Origin of the sequence: Allochromatium warmingii (assembly GCF_900107145.1) — a bacterium.
Lineage (GTDB): Bacteria > Pseudomonadota > Gammaproteobacteria > Chromatiales > Chromatiaceae > Thermochromatium > Thermochromatium warmingii.
This window is the reverse complement of record NZ_FNOW01000056.1, coordinates 1-16,968: the sequence shown is the minus strand read 5'-3', so window position 1 is coordinate 16,968 and position 16,968 is coordinate 1. Positions and strand designations below refer to the sequence as shown.

Sequence of the window (16,968 nt, the reverse complement as noted above, 5' to 3'; positions counted from 1 at the left end):
GTTCAACGTAGGTCTCACAGACCTGACCCTGCACCCTCAACTGTGCGCTTCAAAAGCCTAGATTGGCTTAGAAAAGCGCAGATTTGAATGAGGGGTAGACATGCGAGCTTCGTCGCAGTCGTGACTTGGGTCAAGTTCGGTCGTTCGCGTACACTTTCAAGCCATCATTTGCGCTTACGCTTTCAGGTTCACGCCCATGTATCACGAAACACCCGCTCCGATTTATCTCAAGGATTACTGCCCACCTGAGTTTCTCATCGATCAGGTTGAACTGCGCTGCGAACTTGATCCCGAAACCACCCGTGTGCAAGCGCGGCTCACCATGCGGCGCAATCCGGCAGCTACCCGCGATTCCAGTGATCTGCGGCTACATGGCGAACAGTTGCAGTTGCGGCAGGTGGCGCTCAATGGTCATCCGCTGCCGCCGGCTGAATATCAGGTCGATGAGCGCGGCTTGACGCTGCATCGGGTTCCCGATTGTTTCACGCTCGACACCGAGGTCGAAATTCACCCCAGCGCCAACACCGCGCTTGAAGGGCTGTATCAGTCCGGCGCGTTGCTCTGCACGCAATGTGAAGCCGAGGGCTTTCGCCGCATCACCTATTTTCTCGACCGCCCCGATGTGATGGCGCGTTACACGACAACGCTGATTGCCGATCCGCTGCGCTATCCGGTGTTGCTATCGAACGGCAATCCAGTGGCCCGCGCCACCCTGCCCGATTGTCGCCACAGCGTGACCTGGGTCGATCCGTTCCCAAAACCGAGTTATCTGTTTGCGCTGGTCGCCGGTGAGTTATTTAAGCGCGAAGATTGCTTTGTCACAGCGTCGGGGCGCGAAGTGGCGCTGCAAATCTTTGTCGATCCAGCGGATCGCGATAAAGGCGAGCACGCGATGCGCTCGCTCAAAACTGCAATGCGCTGGGATGAACACCGCTTTGGCCGTGAATACGATCTGGATATTTACATGATCGTCACTGTCAGTCATTTCAATATGGGCGCGATGGAGAATAAAGGACTCAATATCTTTAATGATAAATTCGTGCTTGCGCGACCGGATACCGCGACTGATACCGATTTTGATGGTATTGAAAGCGTCATTGCCCATGAATATTTCCATAATTGGACGGGCAATCGCATCACCTGCCGTGATTGGTTTCAATTAAGCTTAAAAGAAGGGTTGACGGTTTACCGCGATCAAGAATTTTCCTCGGATATTGGCTCGCGGGCCGTCAAACGCATTCGTGATGTGCGAACATTGCGTACCCATCAATTTGCTGAAGATGCTGGGCCATTGGCGCATCCGGTGCGGCCAGAATCCTATATTGAAATCAATAATTTCTATACCGCGACTGTGTATGACAAGGGCGCGGAAGTGGTGCGAATGCAGGCGACGTTACTCGGGCCGGAAGTATTCCGGCGGGCAATGGATTTGTATTTTACGCGCCATGATGGACAGGCGGTGACAACCGAGGATTTTGTGCGCTGTATGGAAGAAACCAGCGGGCGCGATTTCACTCAATTCCGCCGCTGGTATACCCAAGCCGGTACGCCGACGTTGCATATTCACAGCGAATACGACGCAAATGCTGGCCGCTATACGCTCACCATCCGCCAAGAAACACCCGCCACGCCCGGTCAGCCGCAAAAATTCCCGTTCCAGATTCCGCTTGCTGTTGGATTGATCGGGCCAGATGGCGCGGATTATCCAGTCTGGTTAGACGGCGAACCCGAACCACCCGCCGCCGGAACCCGGCTGCTGGAGCTGACTGACGCCGAACACCGCTTCACCTTGATTGGGCTGAACGCACGTCCGGTGCCGTCGTTACTGCGTGGATTTTCCGCGCCAGTGCAGGTGGTGGATGATCTGAGCGTGGACGAACGGCTGCTGCTGATGGCACATGACAGCGATGGGTTTAATCGCTGGGATGCGGCGCAAACGCTGCACGAACGGCTGTTGTTGGCGCTGACGGCGGATGCCGATGCGCCGATCTCAGCGGCCTATCTCGGCGCATTTCAGCAAGCGTTGTGCGATACCCAAGCAGATCCCGCATTGCGTGCCGAGGTGTTGACGCTGCCGACTGACACCTATTTAAGCGACCGGATGACGGTGATTGATGTCGAGGGTTTGCATCGTGCGTATCGGCAATTGACGCGCTATCTCGGCAGCCAGTTACGCGCCGAACTGCTCGCGGTCTATCACGCCAACACCGAGACCGGCCCCTATGCGTTCAATCCGGCAGCGGTCGGACGGCGGGCGCTGAAAAATCTGGCCCTGAGCTATCTGGTTCACGCGAATGACGCCGAAGGCTTGGCATTGTGTCAGGCGCAGTTTGCCGCTGAACAGAATATGACTGATGTCCTAGCCGCCTTGCGGCTGCTGGTTGCGCAGGGTGGCGAGCTGGCTGAGACGGCGCTGGCGCACTTTTATGCGCGTTGGTCAGGTGAATCGCTGGTCATCGACAAATGGTTTGCGGTGCAAGCTGCCGCGCCGCGTGATGATGCGTTGGCGCGGGTGCAGGCGCTGTTGCAGCATCCCGATTACAGCGCGTTGAATCCGAACCGCGTGCGCAGTCTGGTGAGCACCTTTAGCAACGTCAATCAGGTGCGCTTTCATGCCGCCGATGGGGCCGGTTATCGCCTGTTGGTCAATCAGGTGCTGGAACTCGATCCGATCAATCCACTGCTGGCGGCGCGTCTCCTCAAGCCGTTGTTGCGCTGGCGGCGCTTTGATCTAGCGCGGCAGGCGTTGATGCGTGGGGAATTAGAGCGCGTGCTGGGCTGCGGCACGCTGTCGGCGGATGCGTTCGAGGTCGTCTCAAAGGCGTTGGCGTGATCGGGCGACTGGATCGCTATCTACTCAGCGAGGTGACCAAAGCATTTTTGGTCATCGTGCTGGTGCTGGTGCTCATCATGGCCAGCTTGATGTTTCTGCGCACGCTGGAAGAAGTCAATCTCGGCGGGCTGGGCAGCGATGTGGTGTTTCGCTATCTGGGGTTACAGATTCAGCGCAATCTGTCCAGTTTGCTGCCACCAGCGTTTTTTTTGGCGATGTTAATGACCTTATCGCGCCTGTCACGCGACAGCGAATTGATTGCGATGCAGGCGTGTGGAGTCGGGCCGCCGCATCTGTATCGCACACTGCTACTGCTGGCGCTGCCGGTGGCGCTGGTGACCGGCTGGGTGGCGCTGGTGCTCAAACCGCAGGCGGCAGCAGGTATCTACGAAATTCGTTTACAGCAACAGCAACAGGCAGCGCAGATCGCCGGACTGCAAGCCGGACGTTTTTATGTTGCCGGACAGATTGTGGTCTATATCGGCGCGATTGACCGCCGCAAGGCGCTCGGCGATGTGTTCGTGCTCGATCAACGCAGCGGCAAAACGCGCTTAGTCGTCAGCACCGCCGGACGGCATCGGCTGGAAGACGCCAGCGGCGATCATCTGGTCACGTTATTTGACGGGCATCGTTTTGATGGGCAGGCGGGCGCGGGAGCCTATTTAATCGGCCAATTTGACCAGTATCAGCTACGCATTGCCGGAACTGGGCCGACTCAGCAGGCGTTAAGCAAACGTGCCGCGATTGCCACGCCGCTGCTGTGGCGTTCGCAGACGCTGATTGATCGCGTCGAGCTACAACAACGGCTGGCCGCACCGGTGTCGATTCTGACGTTGGCGCTGTTGGCGATTCCACTAATTGATCCCTCACCGCGTCAAAAAACCTCGGGGCGTATTCTGCTGGCACTGCTGGCGTATTTCAGCTTTTTTAATCTGCAACGCTTGGCCGAACGCTGGATGGAAGCGGGCGTGACGCCGGATTGGCTCGGCAGCCTCTGGTATCAGGTGGCGATTCTGGCATGTGTGCATCTGCTGCTGTTGCCGGATCGGGTGGGATGGCGGTGGTTGTGGCGGCGGGGATAGCTGGAATGTTGCTGATATATTGGAAGCGGCAAGCACTTACAGCTGCCGCTTAGATTACAAAGCGTTAGCGATGCAACGCGGACTATTTTGGCGTTTTGATCTGGAGCTGAACTGCCGCACCGGACGCTTTAATCTGTCCGTGTCCATGCGTATGCCCATGATTATGCGCGTGTTCATCATGCGGCGCAGCGGCAGGCAGCGGCCGACCGGCGGCTAAATCCGCCGCTGCGCTCAGTGGATCGGTCGCGCTGGTGATATGCACTGCGATGCCTTCGCGGGCAAGACGCTGCACAAAACCGCCGCCGGCGCTCTGCGTCAACACGGCTTCAACCCCAGCGGCAAATAGCGGATGATCGGTGCCGTGATGGTCATGCAATGCTAGACCAGCGGGTAAATCCAGCCGTTCGATTTCAACCGGCGCGGTCTGCCCATCGGCTTCGAGAATTAAAAAACGCCGCGTTTTACCGGCATGTCCAGTAATGGTGCGGAAATTCTGACTGGTAACAGCGATGCGCATGATTGGGATTCCAAAAAACAGCAAGCGTTGGCGAATAGAAACCTGTGTTTTAGATTAGGCGACAGCAGTCACCAGTTGCTGACATAAACCCATCGCCCAATCTTCCATCACCGAATTAGCGACCGGCATGGGGGTTTCCATAAAAGTGATTAAAAAACCATGATCGGTTTCGGCGACACCAATTGAGCGCGGACGGCAGGCTAATAATTCCGGTTTGGGCAATGAGATGCCAAAGCAAAATACCAGATTTTTCGCGGCGCGAATCTCTTCGCCGATATGACCTTCGGGCAGGGAACAGGTGTGGGCGTAATGATCGAACTCGGCAATAAATACCGCACTGCGATGCGATTCAATGCAGGCACGAAAATAACCGCAAATTGCTTCGACCGAATCGAAGGGCGTTTCTTCGCGTGTGAGTTCGAGTGAATAAATCGGGTATTCGGCAACTGTCAGTGATTGATTCATAGCGGCGTGTCGCAGCCAAAGCGAAATGAGCGGAGTCGCATAAGCGTAAAGTGTGCGACACCGAGGCCGCATTGAAATTGCGCAAGCTGTCCGCACTGCGCTTGGCTCAAATGGCGCTCAATCTTCAGCCAGCCGCCGCAAATTGGGAATATCGAGTAAAAACAGATTCGGGGCCGTTTCCACCAATAATCCTTGACGCTTGAACTCGGCAATGGTGCGGCTGGCCGTTTCGGTGGTCACGCCGAGCATCGCGCCCATATCTTCACGGCTAAATAGTGGACATTCGCTGGTTTCGCGGTCGCGCACCAGCCGCAGCAGCAGCCGCGCCACGCGCTGCCGCGCCGAGCCGGTCGAGAGTTCGGTTAGCCAGGCATCGGCTTCGGTCAAAGCGTGTTGCCAACGTGCCATCAGTTCCCGATGTACCAGCGGATTATCGTGCCCGAGATCGCGCACCAGTCGCGCCGGAAAGCGACAGACTTCAGTGGCATGTAGCGCAATGGCATCGTGTTGATAGCGTTCATCAAGCAGTGATTCCAGCCCCAATACATCGGTACTGCGCACGATGCGCACGATCCGCTGACTGCCGTCGGGCAGATATTGCACCAGTTTGAGCATCCCCGAGCGCACGGTAAACAGGTATTCGCCGCTATCACCGGCGAGATAGAGATGCTGTCCGGGCTTGAGTCGATACTGATCAATGGGGTCATGGATGCGGGCAAAATCGGGTTCATGTAGACCCGAAAACAGCACCGAGGTGCGTAGGGCGCAGTTGAGACAGTTGGCCTCACCAGACCAGGCTTCGCGGAGTGAAACAGCTTTTGTCATCGGCGTTGATAGGCTCCTATACAGTACACCGCTGCCACAGCGGGCGGCGCGGCGCTCAGGTCAGGATTGAGGGACATCGTGTCGGCATGAGCTGGAGACGGACGCGCTTGGCGCGAGCCAAGTTCCATTACAATAGTACCCGAAGTCGGTGATGTGGGCGGGACAAGGCTGTCATTGATAAAACGCATGGATAGCACAGAATCGCGTCGGCGCGGTGCGCCAGATGTCCCGACCCAGCTCCGACAGTATTTAGCGTTTGTGATTCCCCAGGAAAACGTATGACCCTGCTTACTCTCGATTCTATCGGTCTGTCATACGGCCTGCCGCCGTTGCTCGATTCTGTTTCATTTGCTATCGAGCGCGGCGAGCGTCTGTGCTTGATTGGGCGCAACGGGGCGGGCAAATCGACGCTGTTGCGCATTGTCGCCGGCGAGGTGCAGCCCGACAGTGGGCGCGTGCATGTTAATCAAGGACTGCGCATCGGGCGGCTGGCGCAAGAAGTGCCCGGCGCGGTTGAGGCGAGCGTGTTTGAGGTCGTCGCTTCGGGACTGGGGGCGCTGGGAGCACTGGTGCATGAATATTTCAGCCGCTCGCACGCCCTCGGCGCAGATGCCAGTGAACAGGAATTGGCGCGACTGGCCGAACTGCAACATCAGTTAGAAACACAGGGCGGTTGGGAAATCGAACAACGCACTGAGCGTGTTATCTCGCGGTTGGGGCTGGATGCTGACGCGCCGCTCCAGTCGCTTTCGGGCGGAATGCAACGACGGGTGATGCTGGCGCGGGCGTTGGTGGTCGAGCCGGATTTATTGCTGCTCGATGAGCCGACCAACCATCTCGATATTGAGAGCATCGCTTGGCTAGAAGAATTTTTGGTCAGCTTTCAAGGTGCGCTGCTATTTATCACCCATGATCGGCGCTTTTTGCAGCGGGTCGCTACGCGCATTCTTGAATTAGATCGCGGACGGCTCAGCGACTGGCCTGGCGATTATGCTAATTATCTGCGCCGCCGCGAAGAACGCCTGCACGCCGAAGCACAGGCGAATGCGCACTTTGATCGCAAACTTGCCGAGGAAGAAGTCTGGATTCGTCAAGGCATCAAGGCGCGACGCACGCGCAATGAAGGGCGGGTGCGGGCGCTCGAATCGATGCGCGATGAACGGCGAGCGCGGCGCGAATTACAGGGCGCGGCGCGGATTCGTGTAAGTGACGCGGATCGTTCCGGTAAGCTGGTTGTGGAAGCCGAGAATGTGACCCAGCGTTGGGGCGAGAAAACCGTTATTCGTGACTGTTCGACGCTGATTCTGCGCGGCGACAAAATCGGCATCATTGGCCCCAATGGTGCTGGAAAAAGCACACTACTCAAGCTGTTACTCGGCGAACTGGAGCCGCAACAGGGGCGGATTCAGCGCGGAGCCAATCTCCAGATTGCCTATTTCGATCAGATGCGCGCCCAGCTCGATCCCGAAAAAACCGTCTGGGATAATGTTGCTGGCGGCAGCGATCAAATCGACATCAATGGGGCCAGTCGTCACGTTCTGTCCTATCTCAAAGACTTTTTGTTTACACCGGAACGCGCCCGCCAGCCGGTCAAGGCGCTCTCGGGCGGCGAACGCAATCGCCTGTTGCTGGCTAAACTGTTTACACGTCCGGCCAATCTGCTGGTGCTTGACGAGCCGACCAACGATCTTGACACCGAAACCCTTGAATTGCTTGAAGAATTACTGGTGAACTACGCCGGTACGCTGCTGCTAGTCAGCCATGATCGCGCCCTGCTCGACAATGTCGTCACCAGTACGTTGGTGTTTGAAGGCGACGGAATTGTGCGCGAGTATGTCGGCGGCTATGAAGATTGGCTGCGCCAACGCCCGCGTCCGATTGTCGCCGCGCCCAAAGCAAACACGCGCCCGGCTACGCCGCCGACAGCACAATCCAAGCCCAGCCGCGATAAACTCAGCTATAAAGAAACCCGCGAACTGGCCGAATTGCCCGAACGGATCGAGGCGCTTGAACACGAGCAAAGCGCATTACACACCCGTTTAGCGGATCCGACGCTTTATCAAAGTGATGGCGCAGCCGTGATTAGCGTGCAAGCGCGTTTAGCTGCCATTGAAACCGAGCTAACTGCCGCCTATGCGCGTTGGGAATTGCTCGCCGAGCGCGAATAAAGCGCCCACACGCGCACGGCATCCGCCCCGATTGCTTTCAATCTTTTAATTGATTTGGAGTCACAGCAGTGAAATTCACGGTCGAGCAATTCCGCGCTTGGAAGCGTAAATGTGTCACCCTACTAGGCATGTCCGGTGTGGGTAAAACCCATCTATCAACACTGTTGCGACGCAGTGATTGGTTTCATTATTCCGGCGATTATCGCATCGGCACCCGCTATCTTGACGAACCGATTTTGGATCTCATCAAATCGCACGCCATGCGCGATCCATTTTTGCGCGATCTCTTACGCCGTGATTGGATCACCATTCGCAATGTAATAAAAATTCACGATCTTGGCCCGGTGTTAAGTTTTATTGGCAAACTCGGCAACCCCGAACACGGTGGCTTACCGCTTGATGAATTTAGCCGACGGCAGGCGCTCTATCGCCAAGCGGAAATTGCCGCGATGCTTGATTTACCAGAATTTGTGCGCAAAGCACACGAAGTCTATAACTACGCCCATCTCGTCAATGATGTCGGCGGCAGTCTGTGCGAACTCGACGAACCGCGAGTGATAGAAATGCTCGCCCAACACAGCTTAATTCTCTATATTCGCGTGCCTGAAGCTGATGAAATCAAACTCATCGAACGCGCCCAAGCCGATCCCAAGCCGCTATATTATCGCCCAGACTTTTTACAAACAGCGGTAAAAGACTATTTAGACCTGCGCCAACTCGATTATGTCGCGCAAATTGAACCCAATGATTTTACGCGCTGGGTATTTCCGCGTCTCTTTCATTCACGGGTGCCGCGCTATGAAGCCATCGCCCAACCGCACGGCTATACAGTTTCATCAGAAGATGTCGCGCAAGTGCGAGATGAAGCGGATTTTCTCTCCCTCGTTGAATCCGCGATTGCGCGTGCCGCTTAAATAAAAACCGAGCAGTTCGGCGAAATTTCCGCGTTTTTCCGCGCTTTCTGCGGCTCCCGAACTGCATTTGCTTTTTGCTCGATTGCTGCTGACTGAACGCCGCTGTTATGCCCATCGTCGCCCATAATGACCTACCCACCTTTGCGCGACTGCGCGAAGAAGGCCAACAAATACTTGATCCAACGCTTGCGCTCCATCAAGACATCCGCGAATTACATATCGGGCTGCTCAACATCATGCCAGACGCGGCCTTAGCGGCCACTGAACGCCAATTCTTTCGCTTAATTGGCGAGAGCAACCAAATTGCGCAATTTTATGTCCATCCCTTTACGCTCAAAGAACTAACACGCGGCCCCGAAGCACGCGCACATATCGAGCGTTATTATCAATCATTTGAGCACATCCGCGCCGAAGGATTAGACGCACTGATTATTACCGGTGCCAATGTCACCGGGCCAGATTTAGCCCTTGAGCCCTTTTGGCAACCGCTAATTGAAGTGGTTGATTGGGCCTATGACAATGTCTGTTCGACGCTCTGTTCGTGTCTAGCGACCCATGCCGTGATGCAATTCCGCTATGGCGAAAAGCGGCGACGCCAAGCCACAAAACGCTGGGGTGTCTTTCCGCATCGCGTGCTGGAACGCACACATCCATTGGTCGCCGATGTCAATACCTGCTTTGATGTCCCGCATTCGCGGTTTAATGACATCAGCCACGAACAATTCACTCGCGCTGGATTACAGGTGCTGGTCGAAAGTGATGAAGCTGGTGTGCATATCGCTGTCAGTCCTGATGGTTTTCGGCAGGTATTGTTTCAGGGGCACCCTGAATATGACACGATTTCACTGCTTAAAGAATATAAGCGCGAAGTGGGACGTTTTGTGAGCGGTGCGCGGCCTGATTATCCACCCTTTCCCGATCATTATTTCGGACTTCAGGCGCGAGCGATTTTGGATGAACATCGCCAGCGGGTTTTAATAGCACTCGCGCAGAAACACACGCCACCTGAATTACCCGAACGGCTGATTACCGCCAGTTTAAATAATACTTGGCACGATACCGCTGAGGGTGTGATTGGGAATTGGATGGGGCTGATTTATCAACTCACGCATCTTGATCGTCGTCAGACGTTCATGGCGGGTATTGATCCGCGTGATCCGCTGGGGTTGGCGGGTGTTTTTTGCCGCTGAAATCGCTGAATAACGCGGAAAAAATCTTTTTATCGTGACGAAGCTCCCGCTTCGTCACGCAGAACACTTCTAAACTCAAACTCCCCCAATCGCCACTGGCGGCTGACCGGTTGCGCTCTGACCCTGTTTTGCGCCACGCCCGCCACCAGTCGCATTGCTTGACTGTCCGCCGCCATGCTCATCGGGTTCGCGCATCGGACGCCCGGCCATGATGTCGTCGATCTGATCCTTGCCGATGGTCTCGTAGGTTAGTAGCGCCTCAGCCATCGTATGCAGTTTGTCGAGGTTGTCCTCCAGAATCTGCTTGGTGCGCTGATAGTTGCGGTCGATGATGTCGCGCACCGCCTGATCGATGGCCAGCGCCGTTTCCGGCGACACATGGCGTTGCTGAGTCACCGAGCGCCCTAAAAACACCTCGCCCTCATCTTCAGCATAGGCCAGCGGCCCCATCGTGTCGGAGAGACCAAACCGCGTCACCATTTTGCGAGCAATCTCGGTGGCGCGTTCGATGTCGTTCGAGGCACCGGTCGTCACTTGCTCCGGCCCGAAGATCATTTCTTCGGCCAAACGTCCGCCAAATAAGCTGGAAATCTGACTTTCCAACTGACGCTTGCTCATGCTATAGCGGTCGCGTTCAGGCAGAAACAGCGTCACACCCAGTGCGCGACCACGCGGGATGATGCTGACTTTATGCACCGGATCGTGCTCAGGTACCACCCGTCCGACAATCGCGTGTCCGGCTTCGTGATAGGCCGTTAACTTCTTTTCCGACTCCGACATCACGATACTGCGCCGTTCTGCGCCCATCATGATCTTATCTTTCGCTTTCTCGAACATATCCATGCCGACATCTTCGCGCCCAGAACGCGCCGCAAACAGCGCCGCTTCGTTGACCAGATTAGCCAAATCCGCGCCCGAAAAGCCCGGCGTGCCGCGTGCGATGGTGCGGGCATCGACATCTTCGGCAATCGGCACCTTGCGCATGTGGACTTCGAGAATCGCGGCGCGTCCAGCCAAATCCGGCAGTCCAACCACGACTTGACGATCAAAACGGCCCGGACGCAGCAGCGCCGGATCAAGTACATCAGAGCGGTTGGTCGCGGCAATCACGATCACGCCTTCATTGCCAGTAAAGCCGTCCATCTCAACGAGTAACTGATTTAAGGTCTGCTCGCGCTCATCGTGTCCGCCACCGAGACCCGCGCCCCGCTTGCGGCCTACGGCGTCGATTTCGTCGATAAAGATGATGCAGGGGGCGCTTTTTTTCGCTTGCTCGAACAAATCACGCACCCGCGATGCACCGACACCGACGAACATTTCGACGAAATCCGAGCCGGAAATGGTGAAAAACGGCACCTTAGCTTCACCCGCAATCGCCCGCGCCAGCAGTGTTTTACCGGTTCCGGGCGGGCCAACCATCAGTACACCACACGGAATGCGACCGCCAAGATTGGAAAACTTCTGCGGATTGCGCAGAAAATCGACCAATTCGCCGACTTCTTCTTTGGCTTCTTCCACCCCCGCCACATCACGCAAGGTCACGCGCACCTCGCCCTCAGCGTGCTGGCGGGCGCGGCTTTTACCGAAATTAAACAGCCCACCAGCCCCGCCGCCACCACTGCGCCGCATGAACCAAATCCAGATTCCGGCCAGCACGACGAACGGCAGCCACGCGCTGACTAACTGCATCAACAGGCTCGGCTGCTCGGGCGGCTTGGCGCGGATGACGACGTTATGTTTGAGCAGATCGCCGACCAACCCCGGATCACCCGGATCATAGGTTTCAAAGCGCGAGCTATCACTGCGCATCCCTAAAATAGTTTCATCCTGAATGGTGACTTCCTTGACGGTACCGCTGGAGAGTTCTTGCAGGAACTGGCTGTAGCTCAGTGTACGGGTCTCGACCTGATCGGACGTGGTGAAGCTGTTGAGCATCATCACCAACCAGAAGGTGACGGCAATCCAAAGCAGAATATTCAGGATCTTGGCATTCATAGTTTTCGGGCTATCCTCGTTGACCACATCGGGAATCAGGGCGCGGTGTCAGCACCAACGCTGGATCGTGACAGGTTAGATCGGGTCGGGGGCGATAAATCCAACTGGGTTGTGCGCGGCAGTGTGCAGCAATTTGAGAATATCAGGGTTTCAGCTCGGCTTCGAGCGGCGAGCCTTTGCGCCTTTGAGCCACCAGCTTTCAGCCTCCAGCGTGCTAGGTGTGCCAGTAGCACCCAGGCGTTCGACGTAGTATTAAGTGTGTGTGACGGATTTCAACTACAGGTTTATCTATGCCACTCGGCCCTATCATGCTCGATTTGGCGGGAACGACACTCACCGCCGCCGACCGCGCTGTGTTGCGTCATCCAGCCGTCGGCGGCGTGATTCTTTTTGCGCGAAATTATGAATCGCCCGCACAACTTGCGGCGCTGACCGCAGCCATTCACGCCGTGCGCGAGCCTCGGCTGTTGATCGGCGTCGATCAGGAAGGCGGACGGGTGCAGCGGTTCCGCGATGGATTTACGCGCTTGCCCGCCGCAGGGCGGTTTGGTCAGCTTTATCAGACACGACCGGCGCAGGCGCGGGCGGCAGCCGAATCCATTGCTTGGCTGATGGCCGCTGAGTTGCGGGCGGTGGGCGTGGATTTCAGCTTTGCCCCGGTGCTCGATCTGGATCGCGGCATCAGTCAAGTGATCGGAGATCGCGGGTTGAGCGCCGATCCGCAGACGGTCGGTGAACTAGCCTCAAGCTGGATGCGCGGCACCCGTCAGGCGGGCATGGCATGTGTTGGCAAGCATTTTCCCGGACATGGTGGCGTGGCCGCAGATTCACATACCGAGTTACCGCAGGATCCCCGTCCCTTTGTCGATCTGGATTTAGCCGATCTTGTCCCCTTCCGACGCCTGATCGCGCAGGGATTAGAGGCGATGATGCCAGCGCATGTCGTCTATCCGCGCATCGACGCTCGCCCGGCAGGATTTTCGCCGTTCTGGTTGCGCACCATTTTGCGCCAACAGCTTGAGTTTCAGGGCGTGATTTTTAGCGATGATCTCAACATGGCCGCCGCTGCTGCCGGTGGCGAGCCGGTTGAGCGGGCACAGGCCGCGATCTCAGCCGGTTGCGATCTGCTTCTAATCTGTAACAATCGCCCGGCGGCCGTCGCCATGCTGGAGGCGTTCGCCGCTCACTGCGATCCCGCAACCAGTTTGCGGCTGATGCGCATGCACGGGCGCAAGCCGCTGGATCGTGCCCAGTTACACGAACATCCCAACTGGCAGCGGGCGGTACGCTACGTTGCTGAACTTGAATCACTGGATACGCTGAATCTGCCGTTCAACGATCCGACTAATCCAGAGCCAACATTATGACTCAAAAGCTCAATCCAGAAACCTATGCCGCTGTCGCCAGTCGCGCCGAATGCCTCGCCACCGCTGCCGACATCGACGCGGCGCTCGACCGCATGGCCGCTGACCTGACAGCACGCCTCGCCGGTCAAGATCCGCTCGTGTTATGCGTCATGACTGGGGGCACAGTGGTCAGCGGGTTATTACTACCGCGACTTAATTTTCAATTGCGGCTCGATTATATCCACGCCAGCCGCTATCAAGGGGCCACACGCGGCGGTGAATTGGATTGGCGGCATCGGCCATCTGAAGCGATTCGCGGCGAGCATATTTTAGTGCTCGACGATATTCTCGATGAAGGAATCACCTTAGATCAAATTGTCCGCGCCTGTTATGAAGATGGCGCAGCGAGTGTCACAACAGCGGTGTTAGTTGAAAAAGAACGCCCCCATGCCTGTACAGCGGATGTCGTCGGGATTTGTCTACCAGATCGCTATTTATATGGCTATGGATTGGATTACAAAAATTATTTCCGCAATGCGCCGGGAATTTATGCGGTCGCTGAGGTCGATTATTGATTGTCACCGCAATCTGTGCTGTCTGAATTGGCTAGAATCGAGGCTGATTCAGATAGTAACCAATTTCCAACCTGCGCAATCAAGTGTTCCAACGCTGCCGTCGCAATAGGGCTTAATTGGCAATGCGCATAATCGAAGCACGCGCCGGTGACAGTGATTAAATAGGCTTCCGGTGCGTGCCCAAATAATCGCTGACACCACGCGAGCAATTCCGCTGGATCGAGCACATGCGCCAGCGTTGAATGCGCCGTTACATCCGGCGCAATCCGCCGCACTGCTATCGCACCCGGCTCACCAATCGCCGCCGCATCCAAAAAAATCACCCGTTGACAGCATTCCAGCTCGGTGACTAATTCTGCCGTCAACACATGCCGCGCTAATGCAGTTACATCAGCCGCTAAACCGCGTTCGACTAATCGCTCAACCGCGATTAAACCAATCGCATCATCACCGCGAATTGGGCTGCCATAACCGATAATCAATGTGTGCGTGGGCATTGATATTGATATTGGCATCAGTCTGTGCGTCAGCGCGTCAGCCGATTAACGACGGATCCCGCTGCATCGCGCAATTCAATCACCAGCGGCATTTGACCAAAAGCGTGCGAGGCACAGGATAAACAGGGATCATAGCAACGAATCACTGCTTCGACGCGATTGAGCATCCCTTCTTGCAGATGATTGCCGTCAACATAGGTTTGTGCAACTTCGCGGATTGCTTGATTCATTGCCAGATTATTATGTCCGGTCGCAATCACTAAATTAAGCCAAGTAATCAAGCCATCATCATCAATGCGATAATGGTGCATCAGCGTCCCGCGTGGTGCTTCGGAAACACCGATGCCTTCATAGCGATTACTCCGCGCTCGCGCTCGTACCCGCGTCTCTAAAATAGCCGGATCTTTAAGCAGTCGTTCGATCATTTCTAAGCCGTATAGAATTTCGACCAGCCGCGCATAGTGATAATGAAAACTGCTGACAATCGGGCCGGAATCCTGAAGCATGTGAAATTCCGCTAACGCCACATCAGCATAGGGCGTGCCGCACGCTTGAACATTATTCAGCCGTGCTAATGGGCCGACGCGATAAATGCCTTGCGGATAGCCCTGCGGTTTGTAATAGGGGAATTTCATGTAACTGAAATCCTCGACCGCTTCGCCAATCAGCCGCTCGTATTCTTCTGGCGGTACCTGATCTTCCAAAATTCGCCCCTGCGCATCTTTCACGCGCAGTACACCATCATAATGCTCTAAATTGCCCTGTGGCGTGACCAGACTCAAAAATAGCGTCGGCTGAGTACCAAAATGCGCGGCCTCATCTTTGAATTTCGGCACCAGCGTTTTATAAAACGCATAGGTGCGTTTGGCGATTTCCAGCCCCTCGGGCAGCAGCTTGAGCATGGATTCGCGCTTTTCGGCGCTCAACGGCTCGGCGACACCGCCGGGCACAACCCAGGTCGGATGAATTTTTTTGCCGCCCAGCGTCTCAATCATCGTCTGGCCGATCTGACGCAGGCGGATGCCATCCCGCGCCAGCTCTGGGTTCTGGCGCATGACGCCGAAGATGTTGCGCGTAGCTGGATCCGAATCCCAGCCGAGTAACAGATCCGGTGAGGACAGATGAAAAAACGACAGCGCGTGTGATTGCACCAGTTGCGCCAGATTCATAATCCGCCGCAGCCGGTCAGCCGTTGGCGGGATGTCTACAGCAAGCAGATGATCGCAGGCTTTATTGGAAGCGATGATGTGACTGACCGGACAGATGCCGCAGGTGCGGGCGGTGAGTGCCGGCATTTCGCGGTAGGGTCGGCCTTCGCAGAACTTCTCAAAGCCGCGAAATTGGGTGAGATGAAAGCGGGCGTCCTCTAACTGACCATCTGCGTCAAGCTGAAGCGTGATGCGGGCATGGCCCTCGATGCGCGTGACTGGCTCGATGGTGATGGTGCGGCTCATAGCAGAATACCCTCGGGTGGGATGTGAACAGATGTCGCGTCCCGTGCCATTGTATTCCGCGCCAGAGCTATCCGCCCTTGCGCGTGTAGCTATTGACAGAACAGTTTCGCCCAAACAACGCGCACGGACACACTGAGCCACTCAAAGCTAATCAGCTAAACGCTGCTGAAGCTGGGTGATAAATTGGGGGGTAAAACAGGACGCTTTTTGAGCGATTTGAGGCGACTTAACGCGCATCCGTGCGTTGGTAAGTCTTTGAATGTATGGAGCCGATGAGCGGATTTGAACCGCTGACCCACGCATTACGAATGCGTTGCTCTACCAACTGAGCTACATCGGCTAATGGGCCGCTTAATATATCCGAAGCTATAATCTACATCAAGCATTAGCGAGCATCAGGCAGGGCGATCGCGCTATCAGAGTATTGACAATCATCAGTTGAGCAGGTAGCCAAGTACCTTTTGTCTCGACGCCTGAGCCGCCGATGTCGCCGAAATTGTTAGATCCCCGTCCGTACTTTGCTGATCTTGCCGATCCACGTCGCGAAACGCGTAACAAGTTGCACTCCCTGCACGACATTCTGATGATTGTGCTGTGTGCCGTCCTCAGCGGCATCGAGGACTGGGTGGGCATGGAAACCTTTGGCAAGGAGAAGGAAGCGTGGTTGCGCACCTTTCTGACGCTTGCCAACGGAATTCCCTCGCACGATACCTTGAGCGATGTGATCGGTCGACTCAATCCGGACACCTTTGCCGAGGCGTTCCAGGCCTGGGCAACGGCGGCCTTGGCTGGGTTATCCGGTGAGCAGGTGTGTGTGGACGGCAAGACGTTACGTGGCAGTCGCGATGGGGCAACGCCGGGCGTGCACCTCATCAGCGCCTTTGCGAGCCGTGCCCGTTGGGTGTTGGCCCAGCAAACGGTCGGAGAGAAAACCAATGAAATCACGGCGATTCCGGATCTCCTCGGGCTGCTGGATCTACACGGGGCGACCGTGAGCCTAGATGCCATGGGTTGTCAAAAAGCGATTGCCCGCACCCTCGTGGCGGGCGGAGCTGACTACGTCCTAGCGTTGAAAGATAACCATCCGACGCTGCATGCGGAAGTGAC

General features: G+C 56.1%; 15 protein-coding genes and 1 tRNA gene. 8 read left to right on the top strand and 8 right to left on the bottom strand.

All coding sequences use genetic code 11. The features are described from left to right. The first annotated feature begins 196 nt into the window (after nucleotides 1-196). Together pepN and lptF are read left to right on the top strand one after the other, a co-directional pair. On the top strand, nucleotides 197-2,833 hold the full coding sequence (gene pepN / locus BLW10_RS12650; RefSeq protein ID WP_091335221.1) for an aminopeptidase N: 2,637 nt from the start codon (nucleotides 197-199) through the stop codon (nucleotides 2,831-2,833). Further along, nucleotides 2,830-3,915, top strand: a complete 1,086-nt coding sequence (gene lptF / locus BLW10_RS12645) for an LPS export ABC transporter permease LptF (protein ID WP_091335219.1) — start codon at nucleotides 2,830-2,832, stop codon at nucleotides 3,913-3,915. The genes pepN and lptF overlap by 4 nt, the downstream gene beginning before the upstream one ends. An 82-nt stretch (nucleotides 3,916-3,997) precedes the next feature. Here lptF and BLW10_RS12640 read toward each other — a convergent pair whose 3' ends face one another. The 4 genes from BLW10_RS12640 to BLW10_RS13875 all read right to left on the bottom strand — a co-directional run bounded on the left by BLW10_RS12640 (nucleotide 3,998) and on the right by BLW10_RS13875 (nucleotide 5,910). Further along, the gene (locus tag BLW10_RS12640) at nucleotides 3,998-4,432 is read right to left on the bottom strand and encodes a NifB/NifX family molybdenum-iron cluster-binding protein (RefSeq protein ID WP_091335218.1); all 435 of its coding nucleotides are present in this window, start codon (nucleotides 4,430-4,432) and stop codon (nucleotides 3,998-4,000) included. 54 nt (nucleotides 4,433-4,486) lie between these two features. Beyond that, nucleotides 4,487-4,897: a DUF6858 family protein gene (locus tag BLW10_RS12635; protein WP_091335216.1), complete on the bottom strand. Its 411-nt coding sequence runs from the start codon at nucleotides 4,895-4,897 to the stop codon at nucleotides 4,487-4,489. Between the two features lie 117 nt (nucleotides 4,898-5,014). Continuing rightward, entirely contained in the window at nucleotides 5,015-5,722 is a 708-nt protein-coding gene (locus BLW10_RS12630) for a Crp/Fnr family transcriptional regulator (protein WP_091335215.1), read from the bottom strand. Continuing rightward, nucleotides 5,719-5,910 carry a hypothetical protein gene (locus BLW10_RS13875; RefSeq protein ID WP_143117083.1) on the bottom strand — a complete coding sequence of 64 codons (192 nt, stop codon included), beginning with the start codon at nucleotides 5,908-5,910 and terminating at the stop codon, nucleotides 5,719-5,721. Before BLW10_RS13875 ends, BLW10_RS12630 begins: the two co-directional genes overlap by 4 nt. A 90-nt stretch (nucleotides 5,911-6,000) precedes the next feature. Here BLW10_RS13875 and BLW10_RS12625 point away from each other — a divergent pair, with 90 nt between their 5' ends. The 3 genes from BLW10_RS12625 (at nucleotide 6,001) to metA (ending at nucleotide 9,994) form a co-directional block, all read left to right on the top strand. Beyond that, a complete protein-coding gene (locus BLW10_RS12625; RefSeq protein ID WP_091335213.1) occupies nucleotides 6,001-7,890 on the top strand; it encodes an ATP-binding cassette domain-containing protein in 1,890 nt (629 codons plus the stop codon). Between the two features lie 68 nt (nucleotides 7,891-7,958). Continuing rightward, complete coding sequence (locus BLW10_RS12620; protein WP_091335212.1) at nucleotides 7,959-8,804, top strand: ATPase; 846 nt, start codon at nucleotides 7,959-7,961, stop codon at nucleotides 8,802-8,804. 107 nt (nucleotides 8,805-8,911) lie between these two features. Then, nucleotides 8,912-9,994 carry a homoserine O-succinyltransferase MetA gene (gene metA, locus BLW10_RS12615; protein ID WP_091335210.1) on the top strand — a complete coding sequence of 361 codons (1,083 nt, stop codon included), beginning with the start codon at nucleotides 8,912-8,914 and terminating at the stop codon, nucleotides 9,992-9,994. A 75-nt stretch (nucleotides 9,995-10,069) separates the two neighbouring features. Here the strand turns inward: metA and ftsH are convergent, their stop codons facing one another. Further along, entirely contained in the window at nucleotides 10,070-11,989 is a 1,920-nt protein-coding gene (ftsH, locus tag BLW10_RS12610) for an ATP-dependent zinc metalloprotease FtsH (RefSeq protein ID WP_091335208.1), read from the bottom strand. A gap of 290 nt (nucleotides 11,990-12,279) precedes the next feature. Between ftsH and nagZ the strand changes: the two genes are divergently transcribed. Both nagZ and BLW10_RS12600 read left to right on the top strand, forming a co-directional pair. Continuing rightward, nucleotides 12,280-13,356, top strand: coding sequence for a beta-N-acetylhexosaminidase (nagZ, locus tag BLW10_RS12605; RefSeq protein WP_091335206.1), 1,077 nt, complete (start codon nucleotides 12,280-12,282; stop codon nucleotides 13,354-13,356). Then, the gene (locus BLW10_RS12600; RefSeq protein WP_091335205.1) at nucleotides 13,353-13,910 is read left to right on the top strand and encodes a hypoxanthine-guanine phosphoribosyltransferase; all 558 of its coding nucleotides are present in this window, start codon (nucleotides 13,353-13,355) and stop codon (nucleotides 13,908-13,910) included. The genes nagZ and BLW10_RS12600 overlap by 4 nt, the downstream gene beginning before the upstream one ends. On the opposite strand, the gene BLW10_RS12595 is transcribed toward BLW10_RS12600, so the two are convergent. The 3 genes from BLW10_RS12595 to BLW10_RS12585 all read right to left on the bottom strand — a co-directional run bounded on the left by BLW10_RS12595 (nucleotide 13,904) and on the right by BLW10_RS12585 (nucleotide 16,201). Continuing rightward, the gene (locus BLW10_RS12595; protein ID WP_091335203.1) at nucleotides 13,904-14,407 is read right to left on the bottom strand and encodes a hydrogenase maturation protease; all 504 of its coding nucleotides are present in this window, start codon (nucleotides 14,405-14,407) and stop codon (nucleotides 13,904-13,906) included. The genes BLW10_RS12600 and BLW10_RS12595 overlap by 7 nt on opposite strands. Nucleotides 14,408-14,436: 29 nt before the next feature. Further along, the gene (locus BLW10_RS12590) at nucleotides 14,437-15,861 is read right to left on the bottom strand and encodes a Ni/Fe hydrogenase subunit alpha (protein WP_091335201.1); all 1,425 of its coding nucleotides are present in this window, start codon (nucleotides 15,859-15,861) and stop codon (nucleotides 14,437-14,439) included. Between the two features lie 264 nt (nucleotides 15,862-16,125). After that, nucleotides 16,126-16,201, bottom strand: a tRNA-Thr gene (locus tag BLW10_RS12585). Between the two features lie 144 nt (nucleotides 16,202-16,345). Here BLW10_RS12585 and BLW10_RS12580 point away from each other — a divergent pair. Further along, the coding region (locus BLW10_RS12580; RefSeq protein WP_143117047.1) for an ISAs1 family transposase at nucleotides 16,346-16,968 on the top strand (623 nt) is incomplete at its 3' end.

What these genes read in the sequence shown, in the direction of transcription:
- ftsH (WP_091335208.1), bottom strand. Translation starts at nt 11,989, where the DNA reads ATGAATGCCAAGATCCTGAATATTCTGCTTTGGATTGCCGTCACCTTC.
- BLW10_RS12640 (WP_091335218.1), bottom strand. Translation starts at nt 4,432, where the DNA reads ATGCGCATCGCTGTTACCAGTCAGAATTTCCGCACCATTACTGGACAT.
- BLW10_RS12635 (WP_091335216.1), bottom strand. Translation starts at nt 4,897, where the DNA reads ATGAATCAATCACTGACAGTTGCCGAATACCCGATTTATTCACTCGAA.
- BLW10_RS12590 (WP_091335201.1), bottom strand. Translation starts at nt 15,861, where the DNA reads ATGAGCCGCACCATCACCATCGAGCCAGTCACGCGCATCGAGGGCCAT.
- nagZ (WP_091335206.1), top strand. Translation starts at nt 12,280, where the DNA reads ATGCCACTCGGCCCTATCATGCTCGATTTGGCGGGAACGACACTCACC.
- BLW10_RS12595 (WP_091335203.1), bottom strand. Translation starts at nt 14,407, where the DNA reads ATGCCCACGCACACATTGATTATCGGTTATGGCAGCCCAATTCGCGGT.
- BLW10_RS12600 (WP_091335205.1), top strand. Translation starts at nt 13,353, where the DNA reads ATGACTCAAAAGCTCAATCCAGAAACCTATGCCGCTGTCGCCAGTCGC.
- BLW10_RS12630 (WP_091335215.1), bottom strand. Translation starts at nt 5,722, where the DNA reads ATGACAAAAGCTGTTTCACTCCGCGAAGCCTGGTCTGGTGAGGCCAAC.
- BLW10_RS12625 (WP_091335213.1), top strand. Translation starts at nt 6,001, where the DNA reads ATGACCCTGCTTACTCTCGATTCTATCGGTCTGTCATACGGCCTGCCG.
- metA (WP_091335210.1), top strand. Translation starts at nt 8,912, where the DNA reads ATGCCCATCGTCGCCCATAATGACCTACCCACCTTTGCGCGACTGCGC.
- pepN (WP_091335221.1), top strand. Translation starts at nt 197, where the DNA reads ATGTATCACGAAACACCCGCTCCGATTTATCTCAAGGATTACTGCCCA.
- BLW10_RS13875 (WP_143117083.1), bottom strand. Translation starts at nt 5,910, where the DNA reads ATGCGTTTTATCAATGACAGCCTTGTCCCGCCCACATCACCGACTTCG.